Raw genomic sequence first — 26315 nt, 5'->3', positions numbered from 1 at the left:
CCTGTCTAACTGAATATGTCATCTTTTGATCAAGAGGTTGAAATCTTACGAATGAGCGAGTATATGAGAGAAAAACGTTGGCCCCAGAGGGAGTCTCCAGAGACTCCTATTTGTTGCCGACGCTCCCTGTTTGGGGGTTATTCCGCGTGAATAGGAGCCTCCAGAAGCTTCTATTTCGCCAAAAGGTGGCTAATGGCGGGAAATAAGAGCCTCTTGAGACTCTTATTTGGTTTCGGGGTAAGCGAGGGCTAGCCGGTCGATGATAACAAGCCAAACTACATCTGAGAGTCGCCTTGTAGGCATCTACCATTTTCAGCCAACCCTCAGAAATCTCTCAACCAACCTTCAGTTTACACTCAGATGAGATTCAGGTTAGGCGTCTATACTTGGTTTTGTAAGGAAGAAACAAAAAAAATAAAGAAAAAGGTGGAAACAAATTATGAAAAACATCGGCAGAAAAATTCTTACAGGTTCATTGGTAGCTTCTTTTATACTCGGAGTTGGTTTTGTTGGAGCCTTACATAATCAAGCATTTGCAGATACGGTGACAGGCACGTCAACGAGCGCATCAACTCAAAAAGCAGGACCGGGAGGCAAAGGTCGTGGAGATTTCGGAGATCACGGCGGCTTCAAGGGTGCTAACGTGGTAAAAGAAACAGCGACAATCCTGGGCGTTGAGGAAAGCGTCGTACAAGACGCATTGAAAGCGGACAAAACATTGGCTGCATTTGCAGAGGAGAAAGGACTTGCGAAAGCAGACTTTTTGCAAAAGCTAGTCGCAGCAGAGACCGCTACGATTACAGCTGATGTAACAGCGGGCAAAATAACACAAGCGCAGGCTGATAAGATTCTCAGTGGTCTGACTGATCAATTGACGAAGCGTATTGAAGCGAACGGGTTCAAAGGCGGATTCCCAGGTGGCGATCGCGGTGGTATGGGCAGAGGTCACGGCGGCAATCTTGTAGAGCAAACAGCAACGATTCTTAGCGTGGAGCAAAGTGTTGTGCAGGATGCGTTGAAAGCTGGCAAAACATTATCGGCTTTTGCCGTGGAAAAAGGTTTAACGGAAGCAGACTATGTAGCTAAGCTAGTTGCATCAGAAACCACTGCCATCAACGCTGAGGTTACAGCTGGTAAACTAACGCAAGCACAAGCAGACCAAATGTTGTCCGGCTTATCCGATCGATTGACGAAACAAGTGCAAAGCACGCGTCCAGAGGGCGGTCGGGATGGTAGAGGCGGCGGTCATGGAGGCCCTGGAGGCCCTGGTGGGCTATTCGCGAACCCTGAAGTATTGACACAAATTCTGGGCATCACGCAAGATGAGCTGAGAACGGAACTAGAAGCGGGCAAATCGATCTTGGATGTTGCTACAGCTAAAGGTATCAGTGAAGATGATCTCGTCAACAAGATCAAAGACGGAATGACAGATTCCATTAAGAAGCATGTTGAGCAAAAAGGCACTGACCGTAAGCGCCCAGCAGGCACACCGTCTGCCAATCCAACAGCACCAACACCAGCTCCGGCTGCTACGAACTAAAATTGAATTGGAGGAAGCTGCTCGCTATGTGGGCGGCTTTTTTGCCGTCCCAGTGATAGCCAATGAGTTCGGATTTCCGCGCTGTAGTGATGAATTTCATCACTAAAGTGTGTGCGATTGGCGGGAGAATCCCTCTGACTACTTGATACAATTTAAGCTCACACCGCCCGGCAATCATTTGTCGAGTCACCAAGCCGTCGTCGACGAATCTTCCAGCCGCAAAGACCCCATATTTTTCAGCAAACGCTCAGCTTATGTTCAACTTATATTCAGCTTACGCTCAGACAGGTTTCAGCGATCCCATTTACACTAAGTCCAGTGAGGATTGTGATGGCCTGGGCGGTGGATAGTCTGGGTAACTGGGAGAGGGGCATTAAGGATGAAATTAGGCCGGAAGAAAAGATGGGTCATTGTGGCCCTAGCTGCCATTCTATGCGGAGCGGGAACTTACTATTATGTACATACCAAGGCACAGCCAACGTCTGCAGCAACACAGCAAACAACGATGAAAGTGACCAAAGGGGCGATATCCTCTACGGTATCAGGAACTTCTCAGCTGGACGCCAAGGACAAGCAAAATATTGTGATCCCCATAGATGGTATCATCAAAACGATGAATTTGACGCAAAATCAGGCGGTCAAGAAAGGTGATGTGCTAGTCGAGTTGTCGGTGCCTTCAACGGAAACGACTCTCAAGGAAGCCCAGGTCAGCTTGCAGCAGCTTGAGAAAGAGCTTGCAGATCTGCAGGATCAACAAAATCATATGAGTGTTTCAGCGATAATGTCGGGGAAGATTACATTGCCAGCCAATCTGGATGTAGGCAGTCAAGTCAATAAAACTACGAAGATCGGCACGATCTCAGATACATCGCAGTTTAAAGTGAGGCTGCCATTCTCCCTGCAAGAAGCAGTGCAGTTGAAAAAAGGTGACCCTGTAGAGCTTAGCGTCGATGGCTATTTATTATCCAAAGTCGGAGCCGTGGATACGATAGACCATGAGATTAAAGCGGATGCTAACGGGAACAAAGTGGTTACGGTGGAGGTTCTGGTTAGCAATGACGGGACGCTTTCGGCAGGCCTTAAGGTAAAAGGCAGCATCGGCAGCGGCGATGGTAAAATCGACTCCTCCGAGCAGGTGGCGCTTGAGTATGTGCGCACATCTTCTATTTTCGCAGAGGCAAGCGGAACGATAAAAAGCATGAAATTTAAAGATGGCGAAACGGTGAAACAGGGCGATCTGATCGCCACCTTGTTCAATGACGACCTTCAAAACAATATCATTAGCAAGCAATCAGCCATAGAAAGCCAGAAAATCCGTGTGAGCGATGCAGAGCAGAAAGTAAATCAATTGACGATCAAAGCGCCGTTCGATGGCGTGTTCTCAGCTGATTTTGCCAATAGTAAAAACAATGTGCTTCGCAATTATCCAGTAGGCGCACAAATTAGCGCCAATACTACACTGGGAGCCGTAGCGAGCTTAAGCACGATGCAGCTGGCTATTGCTGTAGATGAGCTCGATTTAACAAGCGTCAAGGTGGGGCAGAAGGTGACCGTGAAGGTTGATGCAATCTCCGGCAAGACGTTCCAAGGTGAAGTGACTTCCGTATCTAATGTTGGAATAACGACGAATGGGGTCACAACGTATGATGCTGTGGTAACGATTCCGAATACGGATCAAAATGATTTGAAATATGCGATGACCGCGACAGCTGAAATTTTTATACAAGATAAGAAAGATATTCTCGTGCTTCCGATCCAAGTGGTTACAACAACCAGAGGAAAGTCTACCGTTACGTTGAAGAAAGCGGATGGCACTCTCGAAGAGCAGCACGAAATCAAATTGGGTATTCGCAGCAAGACGCAGGTTGAAGTGGTGAGTGGTTTGAACGCAGGCGACGAGGTCGTGATGCCGGTGCGCAGAGCGACAACGACGAATCAACAGCAGCAAGGTTTTCCTGGGGGGGCAGGTGGTTTTCCAGGTGGCGGCGGGGGGAACTTCACTGGTGGCGATGGAGGCAACTTCACTGGTAGGAATGGTGGCCAAGGCGGTGGTGGAACGCAAAATAGTGGAGGAGCGGGCCGCTAAGCCGTGAGCCATAGCCCTACGGAGAGGAGTGATTCGATGAATATCATTGAACTAAACGAGGTAACGAAGAGTTATGCTCGGGGTGCAGAGGAATTGCAGATTTTGCGCGGCATTAACCTGCATATTGCGGAAGGAGATTTTGTTGCCATCATTGGTCCCAGTGGATCGGGAAAGTCAACGTTAATGAATACGATCGGACTTCTGGATAGTCCGACTTCTGGCTCCTATACATTAGACGGTGTAGCGACTGAGAAGATGTCGGACAACGGGCTTGCAGAGCTGCGCAATCGCAAAATTGGCTTTATTTTCCAACAGTTCAACCTGCTGCCTAGACTTACTGCGACGGAAAACGTAGAGCTGCCAATGATTTATGCAGGCATTCCAGCCAAACAGCGGAGAGAACAGGCGCAGCGGATGCTGGAGAAGCTGGGGATGGGGGAGCGAGGACATCACAAGCCCAGTGAACTGTCTGGCGGGCAGCAGCAGCGGGTAGCTATTGCCAGAGCTTTGGCCATATCACCGTCCTTAATTCTAGCCGATGAGCCGACTGGCGCACTGGATTCGAAGACGGGCATTGAGGTGCTGGAATTGATTAAGGAGCTGAATCAGCAAGGCAACACGATTGTTTTGATCACCCATGATCATCACATTGCAGACAATGCTAAGCGCGTCGTGACGCTGCGTGACGGAGAAATCATAAGCGATCAAAGAAACGAAATACAGCCAACGCTTGAACGTAAGTTTGAGGGGGCGGTTTCATGAGAATTTGGGAGCTTTTTCAAATGGCGCTGGCCACGGTGCGTTCGAATCCGCTTCGTACGGTGCTGACCATGCTGGGCGTTATCATTGGCGTTAGCTCTGTTATTACGCTAGTTTCGATAGGTCAAGGCACGTCCAAAGCGATTGAAAAGCAGTACGAAGGACTGGGAACGAACCTGCTGACGGTTAATCTGATGGGCAACGGACGCGCTACACAACTGAATTATGATGAGATAATGCAGCTTGAAAATACATCGGGAATCAGTGCAATTGCGCCAACGATGACTAGAAATAGTACCAGTATCAAATATGACCGGACAACAGAGACCTATAATGTCATTGGAACCAATGATCGATATCTAAGTTTGCAAAAGGGGACAGTCGCTAACGGCCGCTTCCTGGCACAAGCTGATCTAGACTTCCGCAATCACGTTGCAGTCATAGGCAGTGATGTGGCCAAGCAGTTTTTCGGTACGGATGACCCGATTGACGAAGAAATTAATGTGAACGGATATATGTACACGATTATCGGTGTGCTCAAAACGAAGGGCTCCAATACAAACGGGACGTCGCTCGATAGTTCGGTTTTTGTACCTCTCCCTACTATGAGCAGGGATTTTAAACTGGGCAACATTCGGACGGCTTACGTCGAAGCAGCTTCTGGCGATGAGGTGAGCCGGGCACAAAGAACCTTAGAGATGTATTTATTTAATAAATTTAAAAGTACAACGGGTTATAACATTTTGAATTCATCCGAATTAATCAGCGCCAGACAGACGGCTTCCAGCACATTGACCAATCAGCTAGTTGCGGTAGCGGCGATATCCCTTCTGGTAGGCGGGATCGGCATCATGAATATCATGCTCGTAACCGTGAGTGAGCGCACCCGGGAAATTGGGATTCGGAAATCGATTGGCGCGAAGCGGAGAAATATTTTGCTGCAGTTCCTGGTTGAAGCTACGCTGATCAGCGGCATGGGTGGGTTGATTGGGTTGATTTTGGGGATCGGCTTATCGTTAGCTTGGCCGTATATTAACCCCAGTCAACAAACGAGTTTATCTATAAATGTAGGACTTTATGCATTCTTATTCTCGGCCTTGGTTGGTGTTGTTTTCGGATTATATCCGGCCAACAAAGCATCAAAATTAAAACCTATCGACGCACTGCGTTTTGATTAGGTCCACAGGAGGTATGAAGATATGATTCGCAATTTATCATCGATTTCACTCAAACATATGAGCTTGGCCCTGCTGCTGACTGGCAGTTTAGGGGCTGCATCGTGGGTGGCTCCCGCTGCTTATGCGGCTTCCGAAGCGGTTTATATCTCGAACTCCTCCTATTTTACATTAAACCAAGCAGCGCTTTCGTCTTCATCTCTTCAGTTTTCCGTTCTTTTACATAACGGGGAAAGCCAATCGATCGATTTTAACCAATATGGGGTACGGGTTACAGATCAAACAGGACGCAGCTATACAGCGAAATTAAGCGAGAAAAAGAGTGCGAGTGTCTCCCCTGGACAGGATCAAAGCTTCCGATTCTACGCCAATCTGCCAGCTGGTGAAACAGCCGATCAACTAAAGGTTGATGTGTTCCGTTGGGATTTCGGCAAAGCTGATTTCATGAATCATCTTGGCGATCTTCCTGTTTCCTCGATTGTGCAGGAGGGACAGGTTAAGGTGCCTGAGCAAATTATTAATTTGCATGCACTCGATAGTACACTCTCCAATGATGCCTCCGTTGCTTTTCAATTAGGCCAAAGCGTTCGGGTAACGGAAAATGGAAAATGGTACATGTATACGCAAGTTTCAGCAAAAAACTTAGGCTCGAGCAGCGTTAAGCTGCCTTCCGGTCTACAAGTTAGACTAGTGGATGCTAACGGACTGAAATATACTTCTACGGTTGCTAACGGTTCCGATACAACGTTCCTACCGAATCAATCGGATACGATGACGTTAAAAACACTCGTTTCTAGGCAAATGCCGACTAGTGGCCTATCGCTGGAATATTATTACTTGAACCAAAGCGAGGATGTCTCGCTGGGTATGCTTAGTCTGAATGCTTCACTTCAAACAGCAGCGCTTGGCACCAAACAAATTTATGCTGGGCAGCAGGAGGGCGAGCAGGTTACCGTGAAGGCGAATACGTCGACGTATTCGATTCAAGATGATGGTGTGCATGTGCAGACCGTTGTCACGCTCAGTAATGACGGAGAGGCGATCGCCTCTGTGCCATCCTTCTCTGCTTCTTATCAGTTCGGCGACGCCGGCACGTCCGTTACATCCACAGATAACTCCGCCCGCAGCGGCTACCTGGCTCCAAAGGAGACGGCTTCTTACTATTTCAACGCCATTCTGCCAACAGGTGTTGATCCGAATGCGGCTCAGCTGGTGCTGTGGCAGAAGGCTAACACGGGTAGCACGAGTAGCTCAGGAAGCTCGGCATCCGGCTCGGCAGCAAGTACATCGAACGGCGGGACTTCTTCTGGAACAGCGACAACCGGTTCTGGGGCGTCTACAACTGGCAGCAGTAGTGCTGCAGCGACAACCGGCCAAATGCCTGTTGCCGTCTTCCAGCTTAAGGGGGCAAGTGAAGCGCAGAGCGGCTTTATTACAGCTGTGAACTATGAACTTGGCAGCAAGCTAATTTTCAACAACAGCTCTGTTGTTAACAAAAATCTAGACGTCTCTCTAGTCGAACTGCATGCTCTCGAGAACGACGATCTAGGTTACAAAACAGCCGTAGCCAAATACAAAATCACGAATAACGGAACAAGCACCCTTGCCCTTCCCGAGCTTCAAAATGAGCTCATCGATAGCAAAGGCAATACCTACACGGGCTCTCGCCAAAGTGCAGTTGCGACTCAAATTACGCCGGGAAGTTCTTATGTGGTGAGCTATTCCTACCTGCTTCCGAATAAAACAGAATCAGATGATGAAACATTCGCATTGAACGTTTATGACGATAAGTCTGTATCCGAGGGCAATGTATCTGTCGGTACCTATCGGGTAGCGCTGCAAAAAGAGACTGAAAGCGATACGCTTGCCTTGTATCCTTTCTCACTCAAAGTGAATGACAGCTCGATAAGCTGGCTGTATAACAGCGGGACTTACTCCTACCAGCTTAATCTGGATCTAGACATTACCCATGAAGATCAGGTGATTATCGATTCGAACTTCTCCAAAATTGAATTCGATATGGTCGATTCCCTTGGCCGTATTGTAGGCACTCAAACTGCAACGCTGACGGGTACGGGGAAATTAACCAGCGGCAAGCAAAAAGTTGTCGTCTCCGGTTTGAAAGATGAGCAGGTTGATTCCGGCGTGGTCGTCAATATGTACGAGGTCATTGAGACGCCGAATGGGACGGCTAAGCGTCTGATTAAGCAGTTTCATTAGTATTGATGGGGACTGAATATAAAAAGAATTAAACCAAAAAAGACTGCCAGACATCGGGCTATTTCTAGCCTTGTCGGGCAGTCTTTTTTACTTTGCGTCATATCCTTTGGCGATGGATGGCTCAATCCATCGCTTTTTGAAGTGTTCGCGGCGCATGATCACCACGCGGTCCTTGTAGACGTCCACGATGAGACTTTGGCTAATTGCCTGCGTCTCGGGCACGTTTTGCGCGTTCCATACCTCCCGGATGGAAGCGCTGGAAGCGGCAAGGAACTTCAGCTGCTTCACTTGTCTGGTCGTTTCTAGGTTCCAGTGGGTGTGACCACTGAACAGAATGACATTCGGGTGCGCATCGAGCAGCGCCCGCAGCTCTTCGTGCTGGACGACGCCCAGCTCCCGATCCGTGCCATCCAGCGTCTGCGGCAGCGGCTGGTGGAGGAACACGAACACGGGCTTGCCGGCGTCCGCCGAGCCCGCGGCCGTAAGCCGCTCGCGCAGCCAGCTGAGCTGCTCGGGCGAGAGGAACGCATCCTCACCGTAGGATGCGTTCACGTCCCTGTACGCTTCCCCGCTAAGGAAAAGGAAGCGGTAGCCCTCCACGATAAGCTCGTGATACGGCTTATCGTAGCCCATCATGCGGTCGAATAACGCGACCGCTTGCTTGCTCGACCATGCTGGATTCATCTTCGATGTATCCAGCCCACCCTCCGTCGTGCGCCACACGCCGTAGTAATCGTGGTTGCCCATGGTCGCATGCACAGGGGCATGGTGCTTGCTGCCGAGCAGCGCCAGCAAGCTGCGATAGTCGGCCTCACTCCCATTCGTGAGGTCGCCGTTCAAGACGAGCAGCTTGCTGTCCGGGCGCAGCGCGTGATGGTCGGCCAGGGCTTGGCTCAGCCGCAGCTGAGCGACCTGGTCGTAGGACGTGATGTGAACATCGCTCATCACGGAGAACGAAAACAACGGCGCAGCCAGCGGCTGTTCGACCTTGTCGCTAGCCAAGGTTGTGCCTCGCGCTGGGGTCAACAATAGAAGAAAACTAAGGATAAGTATTCGCAGCTTTAATGATTTCATCTCGGATTCACCTTCCAATTAGACTTATCGGTTGTCCTTATTTAGCATGCTTAGCGATAGATAGTACGGATTTAGATTGTAGGAAACATTCAAGCTCACTTAGTGTTTCTTTCTGGGAATGAGTTGCTGGTTTGGTTTCTGTTTAGTTAAGAGTGAACGAATGGAATCCAACTCAGGGTAGCTATCTTTCCCGGCATTTAGGAGGGGAAGTTGTACGGCGTACAACATTTTTGTCCATTTATTCTCATAAAGCTGAGATTGTTGTAGTTTGTACAACAAAAAAGCCTTATTTCTTGATATTGGGCTGTTTTTGGGCTAAAATGTTGTATTTTTTACAACAATCGCCGAGAATTCGCGGATTCGCTCACTTAATGTTGTACAAAGTACAACTTTGCTAACCTTGGGAACCAGATGGGGTAGCTCAGAGCAAGTCACTTTTCTGCTTGAATCACAAGTACGCGAAGCGTACAATGTTCAGCATTTCAACTGAAAGTTTCGCTTTAGCGCTTCGCTCTTGCGCTTCACTCTTGCGCTTCGCTCTTGCGCTTCGCTCTTGCGCTTCGCTCTTGCGCTTGGCTTTAGCGCTTCGCTTTGCCTCTACACCTAAACCCATTACTCCCCAAAAAACACAGCAAGCCCATACCATAGTGGTATTCCCAGTTCCAAGGGAATTTATTTATTTTGCTGCCCAGCCCAAATATCAGTTTTTCTGTTGACTTTTAAGTCAGTTGGTTATGTGGTTAATTACATGAGTAACTAACCAATGTGGTGGTGAGAGAAATGGGACTAATGATTGACGATAGCCGCCCGATTTTTGTGCAAATTGCAGAGCGTATTGAAGACGACATTATAGAAGCAAGAATGCCGGAAGAATCGCAAGTGCCTTCTACGAATCAGTTTGCAGCCTTTTATCACCAAGTGACGGCAGTGGATTATGTAAGTTTCTCGATTGAAGCGAATAAAATCTATGGCTTGCTAGGCAGAAACGGTGCAGGCAAAACAACGATCATGCATATGATCTCGTCTCAGCAGTTCGCTACAAGCGGCGAGTTGAAGGTATTTGGGGAAGAGCCTTACGAGAACAGCCGTGTGCTCAATCAAATTTGCTTCATTAAAGAAAGCCAGAAGTATCCGGATAGCTTCCGTGTCGTAGATGTCATTGAGGTTGCGAGATCGCTTTTCCCGAACTGGGATCATGCTTATGCGCATGCTTTGATTGAAGATTTCCGTCTGCCTTTGAAAAGGAAAATAAAAAAGCTGTCCAGAGGGATGCTCTCTTCCGTTGGTATTGTGGTCGGTCTGGCTAGCCGTGCTCCTTTAACTATCTTCGATGAGCCTTATTTGGGGCTGGATGCTGTGGCAAGAATCCTATTCTATGATCGCTTGCTTGAAGACTATGCCGAGTTTCCTCGGACTGTTATTCTCTCCACACATCTCATCGACGAAGTTAGCCGCTTGCTCGAGCACGTGCTGGTTATCGACAACGGCAAATTGATTATGAATGAAGATGCGGATGCTCTTCGCGGTCGTGCTTGCACGGTTTCCGGTCTAGCGACAGCTGTGGATTCCTTCACGCAAGGCAAAAAACTGCTTGGACGCACGGCGATTGGTGCGGCTGCATCGGCCACAATTCTAGGTGTTTTAAGTGACCGGGATCGAAAGGAAGCGGAGGCGATGGGACTTGAATTCGCTCCAGTATCTATGCAGCAGCTTATCGTTCATCTGACACGCACGTCAATCGCGGGAAAGGGGACTGAGGAATAATGAATCGAGTAAACCAGGTAGTAAAGCTGCATTTGAGGAACAAAATGACATGGCTCGCTATCCCGTGGTCCATTGTCGGCGCAAACTTTTTGATCAATTTGATTATTGCGACTTCGATAGAAGTTAATGAGTCCATAAACACGGGAGCGATTATTTCGATTTTCGTCTACACTCTTGTAGCAGGAACGATCACGATTAAAGAAACCTTCCCATTTGCCTTGGGACTGAGTATTCGAAGGAAGGATTACTTCTTTGGAACGGCTGTAACAGCAATTATTGTCAATGCTTGCTCAGCCTTGGTACTTGCCATCCTGTCGGTGATTGAAGAGGCGACCCATGGATGGGGAGTTCGATTGCACCTTTTTAATGTTCAAATTCTAAACGATCTTTCGCTGACAGGCACGTGGAGTATTTATCTTATTGCACTTCTTCATATGTATTTCCTCGGGTTCGCGATATCCAGCTTACACCGTCGTTTCGGCAGCGCTTCAATGTATATCTTTTTTACATCCCTGCTTTTGATTGGTACGGTAAGTTCCTATATCTTCACGCACTTTGGATTGTGGGGCGGTCTCTTGGATTGGGTCATTCACAATTATATGGATATATTCTGGTGGATGGTGCCTTTGGTTGTCCTGTACTTGATGGCAGCTTATGGATTGCTTCGTCGAGCGACGGTTTAAGACTAAGAATAAGCCTGCTGCGGTTGCAGTGGGTTTATTTTGTTAGTTTCCTGATCGAGATCCGCAAGAGGTGGAACCAAGCCGCGTATGCGGGTTACCAGCCTTTGGCGTAAGCCCCAAAAACAAAAACGCCTCCCTAGCAACATGCCTTAATCGGCAAGTGCTGCTAGAGTGGCGCAAAAAACCATCTTTTAAACCAGCAAAAACTCTTATACGACTTTGGTTAAGTATGCATCGAGCTGATCGAACGTTCCGCCGAAGCCTTGTTTCATGGATTCATACATGCCTTCAAAGAACTTAAGTTCTTCCTCAGTTGCATTGATAGGGCCTCCACGCATGATCAGTGTGGTTTTTCCTTCATTTTCAGTAAAAGATAACTTATTCATAATTTCAAGCGGAAAGTATTCGCTGAATGGTGCTCGGATAATGTTAGCCTCTGCATCAGAGAATGAATTCACGAAGACGAGTTTCTCAGGGGAATTAATTTCATGGTAGACAAACTTGCCCCACATTTCAAAGCCTTCAGCCGATTTCATGCTGTAGTGGAAGCTGCCGCCTGGGCGTAGATCTAAGGTGTGTACGCTTAATTCGAAGCCTGTTGGTCCCCACCAACGAGCTAAATGTTCAGCCTCAGTCCATGTTTTGAAGACGAGTTCACGTGGGGCATTGAAGGTGCGAGTAAGAACCAACTCGCCTCCTTCTACGGTGGCATTGTAGTTATTCCCTGCTTTTTCTTGCGTCATGTCTAATCCTCCAAATCAAATTGTTTTTTCTTTTCCTTCTCTAACAATTGCTGCAAATAATCGTCCAAGCGATCGAATCTCTCTTCCCACATGCGGCGGAAAGAGTCTAGCCAGCCATCCAGCTCTTTGAGCGACTGAAATTGCAGCTTATAGATTCTTTTATTCGCGGCCGGTTGTACTTCGACAAGTTCTGCCTCACTCAGCACACGGAGATGCTTGGATACTTGGGGCTGCTGGAGCTCAAGCCGATCCGCTATTTCCCCGACAGTAAGGGGGCCGTCACGCAAGAGCTCGACAATGTGCAAGCGGTTTGGCTCGGCAAGAGCACTGAAAGTCTTGTTCATAAACATAATATACCCCGAGTGGAATATTCCTGTCAAGGAATATTTATGGATGCAATCGCAATTTGTTGAAAAGCAAAAAGACTGCCTGACCGGCAGTCTTTCCTTCTTTCACATTCGTTCACATGTGTTAGTCTAAGCTAAGATTCGTTTTGTATACTACATTATGCTTCTTATTTTTTTACCCATTTTTCTTGTTTATTTTTTTGGTTACGTATATAAATCATAGAATTGGACGAATCTAGTAGCTATAACTCTATTAATTTTTAAGAGGAGGAGATACTATGTTTCGTAAAATTCTTTATGTGACTTTGACGCTTCCTTTGCTGCTTTGTTTGTGGCAGGTGCAGCCCGCCTATTCGTACCCTGAAAGTGAAGATGGGGGGGAATTACCTCCTACGTATAGTGTGGCAAGCAATGCAGGCACTGTGGAAGAAGCCGTTCAAGCTGAGCTTGTTAAGCCTAGGACGGAGTATCAAGTGGATCGAGGAGATACTCTGTTCAAAATTGCCCGGGATTTTGGCGTAACCGTAGATGACCTTATCAACACTAACAATATTCCAAATCCGAACCAGCTAACGATTGGTCAAAGTTTAACGATTCCGAAGAGTGAATCCGAGATTGGTTTGCCAAATGGTCAAAAGAAAATTATCAAAAAAGTGTTGAACACAACCCTTACAGCTTATACGGCTGGCGTTGAATCAACAGGTAAAAAGGCTTCCCATCCCATGTATGGCATAACCTATAGCGGTCTTAAAGCCAAAGAAGGACGCACGATCGCTGTGGACCCTGCTATCATCCCTTTAGGATCTACGGTGTTCATAGAAGGTATCGGTATTCGTAAAGCAGAGGATATTGGTTCGGCCATCCGCGGTTCGAGGATTGATGTATTCATGAATGATTTGAGTGAAGCTCAAGAATTTGGCGTAAAGAAGAATGTGAAAGTCTACTTGCTAGATAGAGAGAATGTATAAATCGATAGCTAGGCTAAAGGTCAATCGGGACATCCGATTGGCCTTTTTTTGTGTCATATCACACACTTTTGTATGGAATTCCTCTTTTTTGTAGAAAAGTGTTGAATTTTGAAATAAGGTGGATTAATATGGAAAACAGTCAGTTCTAAATAACTAGTTCCAATGAGTAAAAATACCTAAAAACCAAGCGATAATGAACAAAGGCAAATCCATCGAAAGGTGGAGACGCAAAGCCACGGGTCTAAGCCATGAGTCACGTTTCATGGGACGATAGCCGGGTTACCTTTAGGGGCTTGGTTTTTTATTGTCTACAAAAACTTTCTGTGTGATTGGAGCTGGAGATATGATCAAAGCACATTTTAAAAAAATGGTAATAGGCTGCTTAATCGCCATGTTGCTCTCAAGTATGGGTGAGGGGAATACAGCCTTAGCTGACCAGACGGTGACGGTTAAGGATACTCAAACTTCTTATCCTGCCCCTGTACGTAAATCTTATAATAATTCTTTTATTTCAGGCAACGACCTAGTTTGGATTGGTAGTGATGCAACGAATTTGTATCAAATATTTTATCGTAATTTGAACACGGGGGAAACGAAACAGCTGACCGACGCGAAAACAAACAAAACCGATCTATGGGCAGGAGGCGATTATGCAGTTTATTTCGCCGATCGGCGTGAAGTGGTGCTGCTTAACCTCCGTACGGGTGAGTCGGAGTCGATTATAAACCATACTATGGTCGAAAACCTCACGACGGACGGGCGATATGCAGCTTATATGAATAAGACAGACAGCTACATATACGTTTACGATTTAGGGTTAAAACAAACGAAGCAGCTGATTAAAGGGCGTTATCCACATGCAGCAGACGGCAGAATCATTATGCAGGATGAGAAAGGAAGTTTGCTGTTATATGACTGTGCTTCAGGAACAACGAGGACGATAAAGGAACCAGTAGATGGATATATTATCAATTTTAAGTTCAATGGGAAAGTGGTCGTCTGGACGCAACAAGTTAGCGAACACGAAGTTCAAGTCAGAATGATGAATGTGGATGAGCTGAATGCGGTACCCACTGTATTAGCCCAAAAGAAAATGGATAAAAACACTTCCTGGCCTACGATGCTTGCCATTAGCAGCAATCTCATTGTCTGGAGGCAAGCATCGGAGGATGGAGAGAAGAGTGAGATTGCTGCTGGAGAGCTTACATACGGGGGATCAATCGTTATCGCGAACGAAACAACAGCGTCTAAGCTGATCGGAATTTACAACGATCAAGTCGCACTTCAGGGTAATGACGGAAACATTTTACTGAGTTCGCTGCAAGTAAGCGGTACGCCCACGGCGAAGAAAGAAACTCTTTCATCCGCTGTACCAGATGTCAAGCAAAGGCCTCAAGCTGTTGAATTTGATACACGGTTTTATAAAGAAGGACTTACATACAAAGAACTTAGACAAGACAATTCTCAAGTAGAAGGCCATCCTGCATCCTCGGATAATAGTGTGACTTTGGACGTACCACCTTATACATTTGTCGAAAGTGGTTTAGACAAAATCATCCTGAAGCCAGCGGAAGACAAGAATTTGGAGCTCACAAAGGCTATGCAGAGTGGACAGATGATGGTGAGCTTACCGTGGCATATTGATTTTCCGGATAAAACGGTGTTAGAAATCCAACTTCATATGTCTTATATCGAAAGCAGGGTGCCGCAGCATTTAAGAGATAAGCTTGGTATTTTTCGACTAGAATCCAACTCATGGTTTTATATGGGGGGCTTACCAGACAAAGAAGCTAATCGGATCCATGCAGCTATCGAAAAGCCGGGAATTTATGCGATTTTTCTGCATGACGCTTCAGATATTCCTCTGCAAGAGTACTGGATGAAGAAGCGAATTGCTCAAACAATTGAGGCGGATCCCATTCGAGTATTCCTTGACGGGGAAGAGCTGCATTTCAATGACCTGCCCAAGCTGCACGATAATTACACGACAGTGGAGTTTCGCACTATTTTTGAAAAGCTTGGATTAACCATTCATTGGGACGAAAGTTCGCAGGAGATAACAGGGGAAAAGGAAGGTCAGAAGCTCAGCTTGCAGCTGGGTAATCTATCAGCCTCCAACAATGGGAATTCTCTGGATATGCCGGTTGCGCCTTATTCAAACAAAGGCTACACCTTCGTTCCGCTTCGTTTTGTCGGTGAAGCAACAGGACGCAAAGTAGTGTGGGATCCCAATTTGAAGGCAGTATACCTGTATGATGCGAGTACGGAAGGTAAGCTGTATGACGAAGATGGCAAGCTCATGTACGAAGGTCAACTCAAAGATGGCAAGATGAATGGTAAAGGCAAGCTTTACCGCAATGACGGATCGCTATGGTACGATGCTGAATTTCAAAACAATAAGCTTACGGGTTGGGGCACGATGTATTTCGATGGGGATTTTCTCGGTGAAGATCGCACAGGTGAGATTATTATCGGGCAATTTACGGATGGGTTGCCTAATGGTGTCATTCGCAAGTTCGATGATAGCGGTTTGTTGAAGTACGAGGGTCAGGAGGTCTTTGGAAGTCTTACTGGACAAGGGAAGCTGTACATCCAAGGTCGTCCGAGGTATGAGGGAGGGATGAAAGATGGCTACTTCAGCGGACATGGAAAATATTATGTGGGTGGAAAGCTTAAATATGAAGGTGACTTTGTAAAAAGCATGGAAGATGGTTACGGCAAGGAATATGACGATAAGGGAAGTCTTGTCCGAGAAGGGGAATACAAGCAAGGTCGTCAGGATGGCAAAGGGATCGATTACTATCCATCTGGAGCTAAGTATTATGAAGGATCATTCCTGGGTGGCGCTCGAAGCGGTGCTGGAAAACAATATTATGAGAACGGACAGCTTAAGGCGGAGGGGCAGTACGAACAACATTTTCTTGTGAAAGGTACTTATTATTACGAAAATGGCGAACGTTACGAAGGAGAATTTAACTGGAGCGGGCCTAACGGTCAAGGTGTACTTTATGACAAAAACGGTACCGTGAAATTCCAAGGGAAATTTAAGGACGGTAAGCCTGAAGCTTAAACAATGTGGCTTCATATAAAAATTGTTAAGTCTATAAGACTAGTAATATTTGGCATATCTATCTATAACCAAGCAATAGGAATAAAGGCAATCAGAGCTTGATTTTTTTATTTTGGTTTGCATATCGAAGGGAGCAATAACGAAAATGGGGAAAAGTTTGAAACGACTGATATGTTTAGGTTTGGCATGTCTTCTATATGGGACGAGTTTAGAAGGTTGGCCTCCGATAGTTGCTCACGCTTCTGTGAGCTATACATTTTCCGATACGCCAACAGATGTCATGCCAGAAGGTGGCGACATTACGGTATCCGGCAACTACATGGCCTTTGCCGACAACGATGATAAAGGGATCAAACAGATTTATATGAAAGATGTAACGACGGGAGTTAAAACTCAGATTACTAATACAACCGATAGGAAGGTCAATCCTTCCATGAAGGGCAACCTTGTTGTCTGGTCCAGCAATGTATCGTCATTTAAGATGGATGTATATAGTTACAACTTGACATCCAAACAAATAACCAAAGTTAACTCGCAACCGGGTTATTTCCTTCAAGCCAGTACGGATGGTACCTATGTTGTTTGGTATGACGGGGTCAATGAGAATCAGATGTATGTGTACGATTCTGCAACAGGAGTAGACAAGTTGATTGGAAAAGGAAGAATCCCCAAAGTCGCCGATGGAAAAGTGTTATATAAGAATTCAAATGACGGATTAAGCTTATATGATATCAAAAGTGGAGTCGTTACTAATGTCGTTGATCTAAGTTATGGGGAATACGTACTAGAGTTCGATTTTAACGGTACTTACGCGGTTTGGCTCCAACATGTTGGAGATCTTAGCAAGTATGTCATGATCAACGCTATCGAGCCGGTATCTGGAGCCAAGGATTTAACACCTGCGATTCTAAGAGCTCGTGAATACTTGAGTGTTAAGGTTGGAAACGGTACGGCCGCATGGATTGATGATCAGAATGGCCAGCCAGCTATCGAAGGCGTAAACTTACAGACCAAGGAAACGTTTGAACTGGCCCCGCCATCGACTACCAATATGTTTTATGGATTTAATGGCAGCCAATCTATTATTAAAGGATCGAATGGCGCATTTGTTTACCGGCTGCCTGTACGCATAGAAACACCAGACACACAGCCTACGCAATATGGATCGGCACCGGTTATATCAGAGGAAGCACGAAAGCAAATCGGCCCCGAAGGAGGCGAGCTCTCTGCCGATCATGGCAACGTCTCGCTTAAAGTTGATAAAGATACGTTTACCGACAACACTTGGGTGGAAATAAAACAAACGACGGATAAGGCAGCAATTGCAACATCACCGAGCAGCTTGAAGCCAGTGAGTGCAGCTTGGAGCATCTCATTCAAAAATGCCATAAAACCGCTTGCGCTCAACTTTTCATGTAAAGATAGGGAAGTGGCTCCACAGCAAATGCTCAAGATGGGTATTTATCATTACGATGAGGTCTTGAAAGAGTGGGTTTATAGCGGCGGTACCGTGAATAGCAATGACTGTAATGTCGGAACGCCTATCACTCAAGAAGGTACTTATTCATTAATGATCAATGACGTCCGTTTCACTGATATTAAAGGGCATTGGGCACAGCAGCCGATTGAAATTTTGGCGTCTAGATGGATCGTCAATGGGATGGAAACTACCAACTTTGTCCCAGATGCTTCATTAACCCGAGGACAGTTTACGAAAATGCTGGTCGGGGCTCTCGGGTTGAAGGAAGACCTAAGTGGCAAGGCCACATTCAAAGATGTAGGCGCAGCTCATTGGAGTGCCGGCTGGGTGGAAGCAGCTTATAAAGCGGGAATTATACAAGGGGATGGCGATGTATTCGGTCCTGACCAAAGCATTACCCGCGAGCAGATGATGGCGATGCTTGTGCGTGCTTTAGGAATCGAACAGCAAGCGAAAAGTATGAGTCCATCTGATTTAAGCAAAGCACTCACTTACAAGGATGCCGATAAGGTGAGCGAATGGGCAAAACCATATGCAGCACTTGCTGTCCAGCAGAAGCTGATCGAAGGAGACAGCGAGGGACTACGTCCTTCTGATGCCTCTACCCGAGCTCAAGCTGCGATTGTTATGCTCCGTATATTAGAGCACCTACATAAACTTTGAAAACGAGGGAACTATCATGAAAAAAAGATTGCGAAAAGGAAAGCCTGTCATCGCCTTACTATTGGCTATTGTGCTCGTGTTATCCGGCGTCCCCTTATTTCCCGGAGATCGTATGGGTATTGCGGAAGCAAGCACTACCTTACAAGTGAATCCTAATAAGTTTAGCCCAATCTATGGAGGGCAGACTGATCTCACATTTGTTTATAATGATCCGGATATGCATATCGGGCACCAGCAAACTTCCCACTCTACCAACATTCAAATATGTGAACCTTCAGCAGGGATTGTGCCGAATTTCTTGCAAATGATTCATTCTGGCAGCTACCCGACATCACCGCCTGGGCAGCCGACGGTATATAACAAATTTACCTGGAATGGGTTTACAAACGGGGCACCTTTACAAGAAGGCGCATATCAAGTTTGCGTAACGCCAACCGATGCCCCGACAACAGATGACGATGGGAATCCGGTTTATTATGGCGTGGATTCGAATGTTTCGATCTTCAACCCAGCTCCGCCGGCGCCGAAGTATGTAACAGTAAATCCAAACGCGGACTTAACCAAAACTACTCATGTCATTAGCGGTATCGCCGAAATCAACAACCCGGCCGTTTCCAACGTGAAAAATACCGTTACCGTTGAGATTGAGTATTTTAACCATGATAATCCGGGAGTATCCGTTGGCACGGCCGAATATACAGCGGATGTAGTACCTAAAGACAACAACGAAGGATGGTGGGGGGAGCATCCAAATTGGATGGATGGCAAATCTGTAGATGCAAGCTACTTCAATGATTTCCCAATAAACTCCACAACAACGCCGCAAAATATGATCGGAAAATGGTCTGTTGAAGTACAGTTGGATCCCTACCTGATCGCAATCATCAAAACGCATGTCACCAGGGGATATGATAATAAGGAATCAGCAGGTTCACAGGAAATCAACGTGCTGAGATATGTAGCCAAAGATTTCGGCGTACTCTGGTCGGCGATAGCCGCCTATTATCATAAGGTTTATGAGATCCCTCTTATCAATGAAAAAGTTGAGTTAATCGCCCATGACAACGGCCTCACAGTACCGGAATGCAGCGACCACGAGCTTTGTCCGGGCTGGGTAATGAAGCATTGGAATCTGCTCATTTTCAATCCGTTACGTTCTTACGATGTGATTGATCACGAGGCAGACTTTTTAGCAGAAGCACAATCTCATAATCTAAAGTTCCCTGGTCCATTAACTGGAGATCCAATTAATCTAGCTACAGGTAACTTTGCATTCAGTCATACAAACCTGTCGTTGCAGGCGATTATGCCACTTCAATTTACAGTCACTTACCAATCCAGAGACCTTTACGATGGGGCGATGGGGGTAGGCTGGCATCACACTTTCGAGTGGCGGTTGGAATTAAGAGATCAAAATATTATGTATGTAGTTACACCGGAAGGAGCGAAGTATCCATATATTCCGTTGTCAGATGGGAAATACGAAACGCCACCGGGATTCTTTAATACGCTTGAGAAGCTTACGGACGGCACGTATGAAATGACAAATTCGCAGAAGTGGAAGTATCGGTTCCGGGAAGACGGTGCGCTGCTAAGCATCACGGATACCAATGGCAACATGACAAAATTGAAATATAAAGGCACACTGCTCATAGAGGCATCGACTGAGGGCGCAAGTTTATCATTTACATACGGAAACGGCGGTAAAATTGCCCGCGTAACCGATCAAACCGGACGATATGCAGAGTATGAGTATAATGACTTGCGTCATGAATTGAACGTTATTCATCTGCCCGATGGTGCCAAGATTCGGTTCGGCTACGATCATGAGCATCGGATGACAAGTTTGTCGAACCCCAATGGGGATGCGACTATTACCAATGAGTATGACGAGGCTGGGCGGGTTCGCGTACAGCGGGATTTTTATGGTGTTACCAGAACGATGATGTATACGCCAGATCAAAAGATGACAACCGTTACCGAGGATGAAGGACACACAACGGTGTACCATTTTGATGCTCGTTATCGGCAAACGGATGTGGAGTACCTAGATGGTACAAGCGAACACTTCGATTATGACGAAAATGATAATATAACGAGCAAGACGGATCGTAATGGCTATACGATGACCTACCAATACGATTTGCAGGGGAACATGCATCAGGTTATCGATCCATACGGAAACGTGACAACGATCGAGTACAATAGCTTGAATAAGCCACATCAAATCACTGATGCACTCGGAAATATGACCTTGTTGGGTTATGATGAAAAAGGCAATATAACAGGCATTCAAGATGCACTTGGGCATTCTTATACGATCATACATGACAGCCGAGGTTTGCCGACCTCAATTACGAATCCGAAGGGCGAAACCGTAAATATTAAAAACGACGCATCCGGATTTGCTGAATTCGTGACGGATCCGCTTGGTTATCGTCAGCATTTGCAACGTGATGGACTGCATCGCGTGACATCAATCACGGACGCCTTGAATCAAATCAACAGAATCGAATACGATGAAAGGGATCGTGTAAAATCGAGAACAGATGCGCTGCAGCAAAAAGAAGAGTTCCAATACGATACCGATAGTAATCTTATTTATCACCGGGACCCTGCAGGTGGCGAAACTCATCTGGGATATGTCGGGTCTTTCGATCATATGACTTCTATGGATAGATCCGTTTCTCGAGATCTTGACACTAAACAAATGAGCAAGGTGAAATATGATGTATTCGGCAATGTAAAGGAAACGATCGATCCGAAGGGGGCCGTTACTGAATACCATTACAATAACGTCAACCGTCTGGATACGATGATCGTCCACGAGAAGGGTGACCATGACAACGATGTCTTCTTGGTGACTCATTTCGAATATGATGGCAATGGCAACGTGACGAAAAAAACCGATCCGAAAGGAAATGTAACCGTCACTCAGTATGATAAAAGAAATCTGCCGATTTCCGTAACAGATGCATCCGGCGCTATAACAACGAATGAATACGATAAGCTGGGACGCCTGACCAAATTAACAAATGCGCTCGGCAGCAGCACGATATACGAATATGATCCTGTAGGTCAAATCGTAAAAGTGACAGATGCAACTCTTCATAGCACAACTTTCACTTATGATGAGGCGGGTCTCCTTATACGTACTGTGAAGGCGAATGGGGCAGTCTGGACGATGCAGTATGATGCCCGTGGCATGCTGGTCGGTACGGTGGATCCGTTAGGTAATACGACTTCTATGCAAAGGGATGAACTTGGTCGAGTCATTTCGTCTAAGGATCAAGCGGGTGAAGTTAACAAGTATACTTATGATGCATTGGGTCGTACAACATCCATAATGAATGCCATGAATCAGGTGACGAACATGTCCTATGATCCTGTTGGCCGCATTCAGGCAATAACAGACGCCAAACAGCAAACAACGAGCTATTCGTACGACTTGCTAGGTCGACTGACTTCCGTGACGAATGCGTTGGGAGCAAAGACTGGCTATACGTACGATGCAGTAGGCAACATCACGGGGAAAACCGACGCCCTGAATCGATTGACGAGCTATCAATATAATATGCGAGATGAATTAATTGCCCAAATTGATCCACTGCAGCAAATGACCCAGCTTGCTTATGACGATAACGGAAATATGAGCAGCATTGCACACCCGGACGGGAAGAAGACTTCCTATAAGTATGATAACGTAAATCATCTAACGGATATGCTTTATTCGGACAAAACCTCTGTCCACTACGCATATGATGCTTTGGGCCGACGTACGATGATGCAGGATGAACAAGGCACGACAACGTATGCCTTCGATGTATTGAATCGATTGACGCAGGTAACGAACGGGGCTCGTCAAACCATACGTTACGAGTGGACACCTACAAATCAGCGGAGCAAAGTGACTTATCCGGATGGCAGCGCGGTTAGCTACGGCTACGATCTGATAGATCGCATGACCAGTGTGACCGATGGAAGCGGACTTACGACCCAATATGCCTACGATGCAAGAGGTCTTCTCTTATCAAAGACATTGCCTACACAAGGTGTTAGCAGCTATCAATATGATGCTGTAGGTCAAGTCATGAACATTCGCCATGCCAATCAATTCGGTAAAGTTGTCGAGCAATTGACCTATGCATACGACCCTGTCGGCAATCGGATTCGTATGGAGCGATCCACGGACGGCAATGACGAAGACGACACGGATAGCAGTGGTCATCCGGAATCCGTAATAACGGAATATGCGTATGACGCACTGAACCAGCTTAAGCAAGTTCAGCAGATCAACCCTGGTTCTACAGCTACAACAGATCCGATTACCACGAATTACAACTATGATGCAGTGGGTAATCGTCTGAGCAAACAACTCGCTTGGAGTGGAATATCGAGCCTCGAGGAGTATACGTATGATGGGGTAGATAAGCTAACTCACTGGCAAAATGGCTTGGATTACAAAGATTTCACCTACGATCTGCGAGGTAATCTGCTCAAGGTCATGGGAGTCGTCAACAATGATGATGTGACGCCGGCGAGTATGCTTTCCGTATCCAGTCTCGTGTATGGTGGAACTTCAGTGCCTTCTAACGTATACGGACAAACGTTCAGCACTGCATCAGTTACAACAAGCGTGCCTCAAGTGCTCGAACAGTATGGCTGGAATGCAGCCAACTACCTCGCTCAGCACGTTAGTGAGAAGGGTGATATCTCTCGTTACACATACGACGGAGATGGCAACCGGACGAAGATGACCGTGGATGTTGATCATGGTCCAACCGACCACAGTAATGGGAATGGTCAGGGCAATGGGAACGGTAATGGAAATAGTAACGCAAATAATGGCAATAGTAATGCTAATTGTCATGAAGTACCGCCTGGATTCATACCTCCAGGACTGGCTAAGAAGTGTGGGCAAGTGGAAGAACCCTATCCGGATATGCATCCAGGAGGACCGCGCGAAGGCTGGGAAAAGGAATTTAAGAAAAAGCATTGGGAATTTAATTATACGAACGATGTTAGCCTAGCCCTTCCTGAACCTCTTCAAGTCACGGATAAGGATCAATTAAGCGGTGCGAACGACTACTATCGCTGGAAAGAGACTTATACGTATGGAGCAGGTGGAGAACGAATCAGCATGAACTACCTGCCAGCGTACGACGCTAATAACGGATGGGATCCTCACGACGGCACGGCAGGAGCTGAGCCGGGCGTAGCGCCCCGGACACTCTACTACTTGAACGATGCGCTGGGCAGCGCTCTTGGCCTGATCGAAAAGGACGGCCGCGTATCGTCACGCTACCACTATGATGAATTCGGCATTCCAACAGACGCGAAGAAATTTGACGTTAACTGGCCGGGACCGGATAACCTTTTCGGATATACAGGATTAGGGTATGATTACTATAGTGGTCTGTCTTATGCTAGAGCTAGGTACTATAAGCCGGAGCTTGGGCGGTTTATTAGTGAGGATACGTATAAGGGCTCACTTTGGAATCCTCAAAGTCAGAATGGTTATGCGTATGTTAGTAATAACCCCATAAACTTTATCGATCCTAGTGGTTTCTTTAAACAAAGAAACGCAAGTGATTTAAATCAATTGATTAATACGGGTAAGTCAAGTGGACAGGGTTTTTCGTGGGCATTAAATGAACTTCATCAAAGTGTTCATTATTATGGATATTTTGATAAAAATCAATCAGATTACTTATTTGGTCTAGCTGTCGGAAATGACGGAAATGCTGAGTGGGCAAAAGCTCAATTATTGAATAACGTTGTGGACATTACCATCGATGACCTGTATTACATGTATCTTTTAGGGGATATGACAGTAACACAGAATGATAATGATATTGAACTTGCTATAAAGAAGAAACTATACGCTCCTGTATTTGAGCATGGATTGGAAATATTTACATCGGGGTTGTTTCTTGGTTTTACAGCGGTTGAGTTTGCTTATCTATCAGCACCTGTTGCGGCAAGGGCAGAACGAATTATAGAAGAGATAACTCCAGAAGCGGGAGCTGCTGCTAATATTGCAGTCCGTCAAGCTTATGTACAAGAAGTCAGAGGGTTAAGTAGTATGGAATCTTCAATGAGAGAGTCAGGAGCTAGTTTAGAAGCCATCGCACGAGCACTACATCAAGCCAGAAGGGACATAGGAGTAAAGTATAAGGATATGACCTCTCCCGAACTACTAGAAGAGATTTATGCCCGAAATATTGAAAAGTATGGTGATAAACTTGGCCCAAGTTTTGAATCGTTAGTCAACAAAGGCAAGTCCTTTGAAAACATCATTGATAGTGCCAAACGTACTTCTCCCGAATTTAATAAACGTGCTGGGATAGAGTGAAGAAAGAGGTCACATTATGAAGCAACTTAACAGAGAACATTTGCTACTCGAAAATGGGCAGGTCTGGAAAGAAATGATGATGTTCGATCCTGATACTGGCGAAAAAAACATCATAGCTAGACCAGAACCAAACGTCAAAATTCAAGGACATTATGAACAAACGAATGGTTACTTAATCCTGCTCTATAAGAAGGACAACAAGCTCTATTTTCAAGCAGACGATGAGAAAATCTGTTTGAGTGATACAAATTGTAAAATCACTTTAGTTAGAGAAGACCATCATAACCACTTTAGTATCTTACAAAACGAGAATATAGTGTTTACAGTAACCTACACCTCTTGGCAATATGACGAACTTAACTTGGTTGATCCGTCATTTAATGATGACATGGAAGAAAGTCAAGACATTTATCTTTTTATGTACAACTTAATGCAAGACAAGGAAAGACAACAGAGAATATATAGTTAAGTATTTATTTGATGACCACCTTAGCGACTAACCATCGTAGGGTGGTTTCTTGTTTATTCGCCGCTGTATCGCTAACAACACAAATAACTGCTCAGAGAGTATGATCGGCGGCAGGTATCTGTTAGTTAAACGGATACTTAAGCATCACTTAAAAATTATTATTCGGAATAGGTTGTGCTGACGATGTTCCCTTGCCAGTATGCATTATTTCTTAGGATTTGTTTTGAGATGAATAAAATTGAACAATAAATAAACCATGAGCTATGCTTAAATGCTAAAGAAGTTAAGAATACGTCAATACCATAGACTGAGCTAACGAATTAACAAATCACAACGACAAGCATCATCATGATTTACCGAAGTATGATCCAACAAATCTACGAAAAATAACGATGCAAATTTATGTATTGCAAAGCTATTCTCATAGATCCAGAAATGCTAGAGCATATCGTCAGAGCATTTAAGCACTGCTGACCGATAAAATATATGCAGGGTGCAAAGAAAGCATCCAGAAGATGAACTGGATAACTCATTATTTTGCTTGGTTGTCACAATGGCAAATTAAAATGCTCTTTTGAGTGCCAACAAAGGAAATCTCAATACAAGTGTTAATCATTGAATCGGTGCCTTTCCGTCAAGTTACAAGTTTACAAATGTGTACAAGGTTTCAGTGAAATCCAAGAGAACTGTTGGGATGAGAGTTGGCATTATCAAAATTTGCATATGCCAAGAGAGCCAGAATGCCATTCCAGACTATTCAACTGGCATATCCGTACAAATTTATGACCAAGCACTATAAATGTCAAGGATGATATTCTGGTGAATCCAAAACGAAATGAATAAAACCAGCACAAACAAAATAATACGTGGCGAGTGGTAACACCGCCACTCTATCTTTAATTCTGAAATCTTTTTAAAG

At 45.7% G+C, this 26315-nt stretch carries 15 protein-coding genes and 1 riboswitch; of the genes, 12 read left to right on the top strand and 3 right to left on the bottom strand.

Annotation, left to right across the window (positions count from 1 at the left end; translation table 11 throughout):
• Positions 1-439: 439 nt before the first annotated feature.
• The 5 genes from ASG93_RS18105 (at position 440) to ASG93_RS18080 (ending at position 7780) form a co-directional block, all read left to right on the top strand.
• Positions 440-1540 (top strand): hypothetical protein, encoded by a 1101-nt coding sequence (locus tag ASG93_RS18105; RefSeq protein WP_056833947.1) that lies wholly within the window; start codon positions 440-442, stop codon positions 1538-1540.
• Positions 1541-1919: 379 nt separating this feature from the next.
• Positions 1920-3626 carry an HlyD family efflux transporter periplasmic adaptor subunit gene (locus ASG93_RS18095; RefSeq protein WP_056833945.1) on the top strand — a complete coding sequence of 569 codons (1707 nt, stop codon included), beginning with the start codon at positions 1920-1922 and terminating at the stop codon, positions 3624-3626.
• Between the two features lie 36 nt (positions 3627-3662).
• Entirely contained in the window at positions 3663-4388 is a 726-nt protein-coding gene (locus ASG93_RS18090) for an ABC transporter ATP-binding protein (protein WP_056833944.1), read from the top strand.
• Positions 4385-5563, top strand: a complete 1179-nt coding sequence (locus ASG93_RS18085) for an ABC transporter permease (protein WP_056833943.1) — start codon at positions 4385-4387, stop codon at positions 5561-5563. Before ASG93_RS18090 ends, ASG93_RS18085 begins: the two co-directional genes overlap by 4 nt.
• Positions 5564-5584: 21 nt before the next feature.
• Positions 5585-7780 (top strand): hypothetical protein, encoded by a 2196-nt coding sequence (locus ASG93_RS18080; protein WP_056833942.1) that lies wholly within the window; start codon positions 5585-5587, stop codon positions 7778-7780.
• 87 nt (positions 7781-7867) lie between these two features.
• Here the strand turns inward: ASG93_RS18080 and ASG93_RS18075 are convergent, their stop codons facing one another.
• Entirely contained in the window at positions 7868-8782 is a 915-nt protein-coding gene (locus ASG93_RS18075) for a metallophosphoesterase family protein (RefSeq protein WP_162262862.1), read from the bottom strand.
• Between the two features lie 933 nt (positions 8783-9715).
• Here ASG93_RS18075 and ASG93_RS18070 point away from each other — a divergent pair.
• Together ASG93_RS18070 and ASG93_RS18065 are read left to right on the top strand one after the other, a co-directional pair.
• Positions 9716-10618, top strand: a complete 903-nt coding sequence (locus ASG93_RS18070; RefSeq protein ID WP_056833950.1) for an ABC transporter ATP-binding protein — start codon at positions 9716-9718, stop codon at positions 10616-10618.
• Entirely contained in the window at positions 10618-11301 is a 684-nt protein-coding gene (locus tag ASG93_RS18065) for a hypothetical protein (protein ID WP_056833940.1), read from the top strand. The genes ASG93_RS18070 and ASG93_RS18065 overlap by 1 nt, the downstream gene beginning before the upstream one ends.
• Positions 11302-11510: 209 nt before the next feature.
• Here ASG93_RS18065 and ASG93_RS18060 read toward each other — a convergent pair whose 3' ends face one another.
• Positions 11511-12044, bottom strand: a complete 534-nt coding sequence (locus ASG93_RS18060; protein WP_056833939.1) for an SRPBCC family protein — start codon at positions 12042-12044, stop codon at positions 11511-11513.
• 2 nt (positions 12045-12046) lie between these two features.
• Positions 12047-12388 (bottom strand): ArsR/SmtB family transcription factor, encoded by a 342-nt coding sequence (locus tag ASG93_RS18055; RefSeq protein ID WP_156410947.1) that lies wholly within the window; start codon positions 12386-12388, stop codon positions 12047-12049.
• A gap of 281 nt (positions 12389-12669) precedes the next feature.
• Between ASG93_RS18055 and ASG93_RS18050 the strand changes: the two genes are divergently transcribed.
• From ASG93_RS18050 to ASG93_RS18030, 5 genes are all read left to right on the top strand, one after another.
• Complete coding sequence (locus tag ASG93_RS18050) at positions 12670-13359, top strand: 3D domain-containing protein (protein WP_056833937.1); 690 nt, start codon at positions 12670-12672, stop codon at positions 13357-13359.
• A gap of 192 nt (positions 13360-13551) precedes the next feature.
• Positions 13552-13646, top strand: a riboswitch (cyclic di-GMP riboswitch).
• A gap of 56 nt (positions 13647-13702) precedes the next feature.
• Complete coding sequence (locus ASG93_RS18045) at positions 13703-16429, top strand: stalk domain-containing protein (protein ID WP_056833936.1); 2727 nt, start codon at positions 13703-13705, stop codon at positions 16427-16429.
• 145 nt (positions 16430-16574) lie between these two features.
• Positions 16575-18572: an S-layer homology domain-containing protein gene (locus ASG93_RS18040; protein ID WP_056833935.1), complete on the top strand. Its 1998-nt coding sequence runs from the start codon at positions 16575-16577 to the stop codon at positions 18570-18572.
• A gap of 16 nt (positions 18573-18588) precedes the next feature.
• A complete protein-coding gene (locus ASG93_RS18035) occupies positions 18589-24927 on the top strand; it encodes a DUF6531 domain-containing protein (RefSeq protein WP_056833934.1) in 6339 nt (2112 codons plus the stop codon).
• Positions 24928-24943: 16 nt separating this feature from the next.
• Complete coding sequence (locus ASG93_RS18030) at positions 24944-25396, top strand: hypothetical protein (RefSeq protein WP_056833933.1); 453 nt, start codon at positions 24944-24946, stop codon at positions 25394-25396.
• Positions 25397-26315 lie beyond the last annotated feature (919 nt).

The organism is Paenibacillus sp. Soil787 (genome assembly GCF_001429545.1).
In the GTDB taxonomy this organism is placed as follows: Bacteria; Bacillota; Bacilli; order Paenibacillales; family NBRC-103111; genus Paenibacillus_E.
Note: the sequence above shows the minus strand (reverse complement) of the source record. Positions and strands in the feature narration are given on the sequence as shown.

Excerpts from the sequence above, each read along its gene's own strand:
- ASG93_RS18085 (WP_056833943.1), top strand. The coding sequence starts at position 4,385 with ATGAGAATTTGGGAGCTTTTTCAAATGGCGCTGGCCACGGTGCGTTCG.
- ASG93_RS18060 (WP_056833939.1), bottom strand. The coding sequence starts at position 12,044 with ATGACGCAAGAAAAAGCAGGGAATAACTACAATGCCACCGTAGAAGGA.
- ASG93_RS18040 (WP_056833935.1), top strand. The coding sequence starts at position 16,575 with ATGGGGAAAAGTTTGAAACGACTGATATGTTTAGGTTTGGCATGTCTT.
- ASG93_RS18045 (WP_056833936.1), top strand. The coding sequence starts at position 13,703 with ATGATCAAAGCACATTTTAAAAAAATGGTAATAGGCTGCTTAATCGCC.
- ASG93_RS18065 (WP_056833940.1), top strand. The coding sequence starts at position 10,618 with ATGAATCGAGTAAACCAGGTAGTAAAGCTGCATTTGAGGAACAAAATG.
- ASG93_RS18050 (WP_056833937.1), top strand. The coding sequence starts at position 12,670 with ATGTTTCGTAAAATTCTTTATGTGACTTTGACGCTTCCTTTGCTGCTT.
- ASG93_RS18105 (WP_056833947.1), top strand. The coding sequence starts at position 440 with ATGAAAAACATCGGCAGAAAAATTCTTACAGGTTCATTGGTAGCTTCT.
- ASG93_RS18095 (WP_056833945.1), top strand. The coding sequence starts at position 1,920 with ATGAAATTAGGCCGGAAGAAAAGATGGGTCATTGTGGCCCTAGCTGCC.
- ASG93_RS18030 (WP_056833933.1), top strand. The coding sequence starts at position 24,944 with ATGAAGCAACTTAACAGAGAACATTTGCTACTCGAAAATGGGCAGGTC.
- ASG93_RS18055 (WP_156410947.1), bottom strand. The coding sequence starts at position 12,388 with ATGAACAAGACTTTCAGTGCTCTTGCCGAGCCAAACCGCTTGCACATT.
- ASG93_RS18090 (WP_056833944.1), top strand. The coding sequence starts at position 3,663 with ATGAATATCATTGAACTAAACGAGGTAACGAAGAGTTATGCTCGGGGT.
- ASG93_RS18070 (WP_056833950.1), top strand. The coding sequence starts at position 9,716 with ATGCCGGAAGAATCGCAAGTGCCTTCTACGAATCAGTTTGCAGCCTTT.
- ASG93_RS18035 (WP_056833934.1), top strand. The coding sequence starts at position 18,589 with ATGAAAAAAAGATTGCGAAAAGGAAAGCCTGTCATCGCCTTACTATTG.
- ASG93_RS18080 (WP_056833942.1), top strand. The coding sequence starts at position 5,585 with ATGATTCGCAATTTATCATCGATTTCACTCAAACATATGAGCTTGGCC.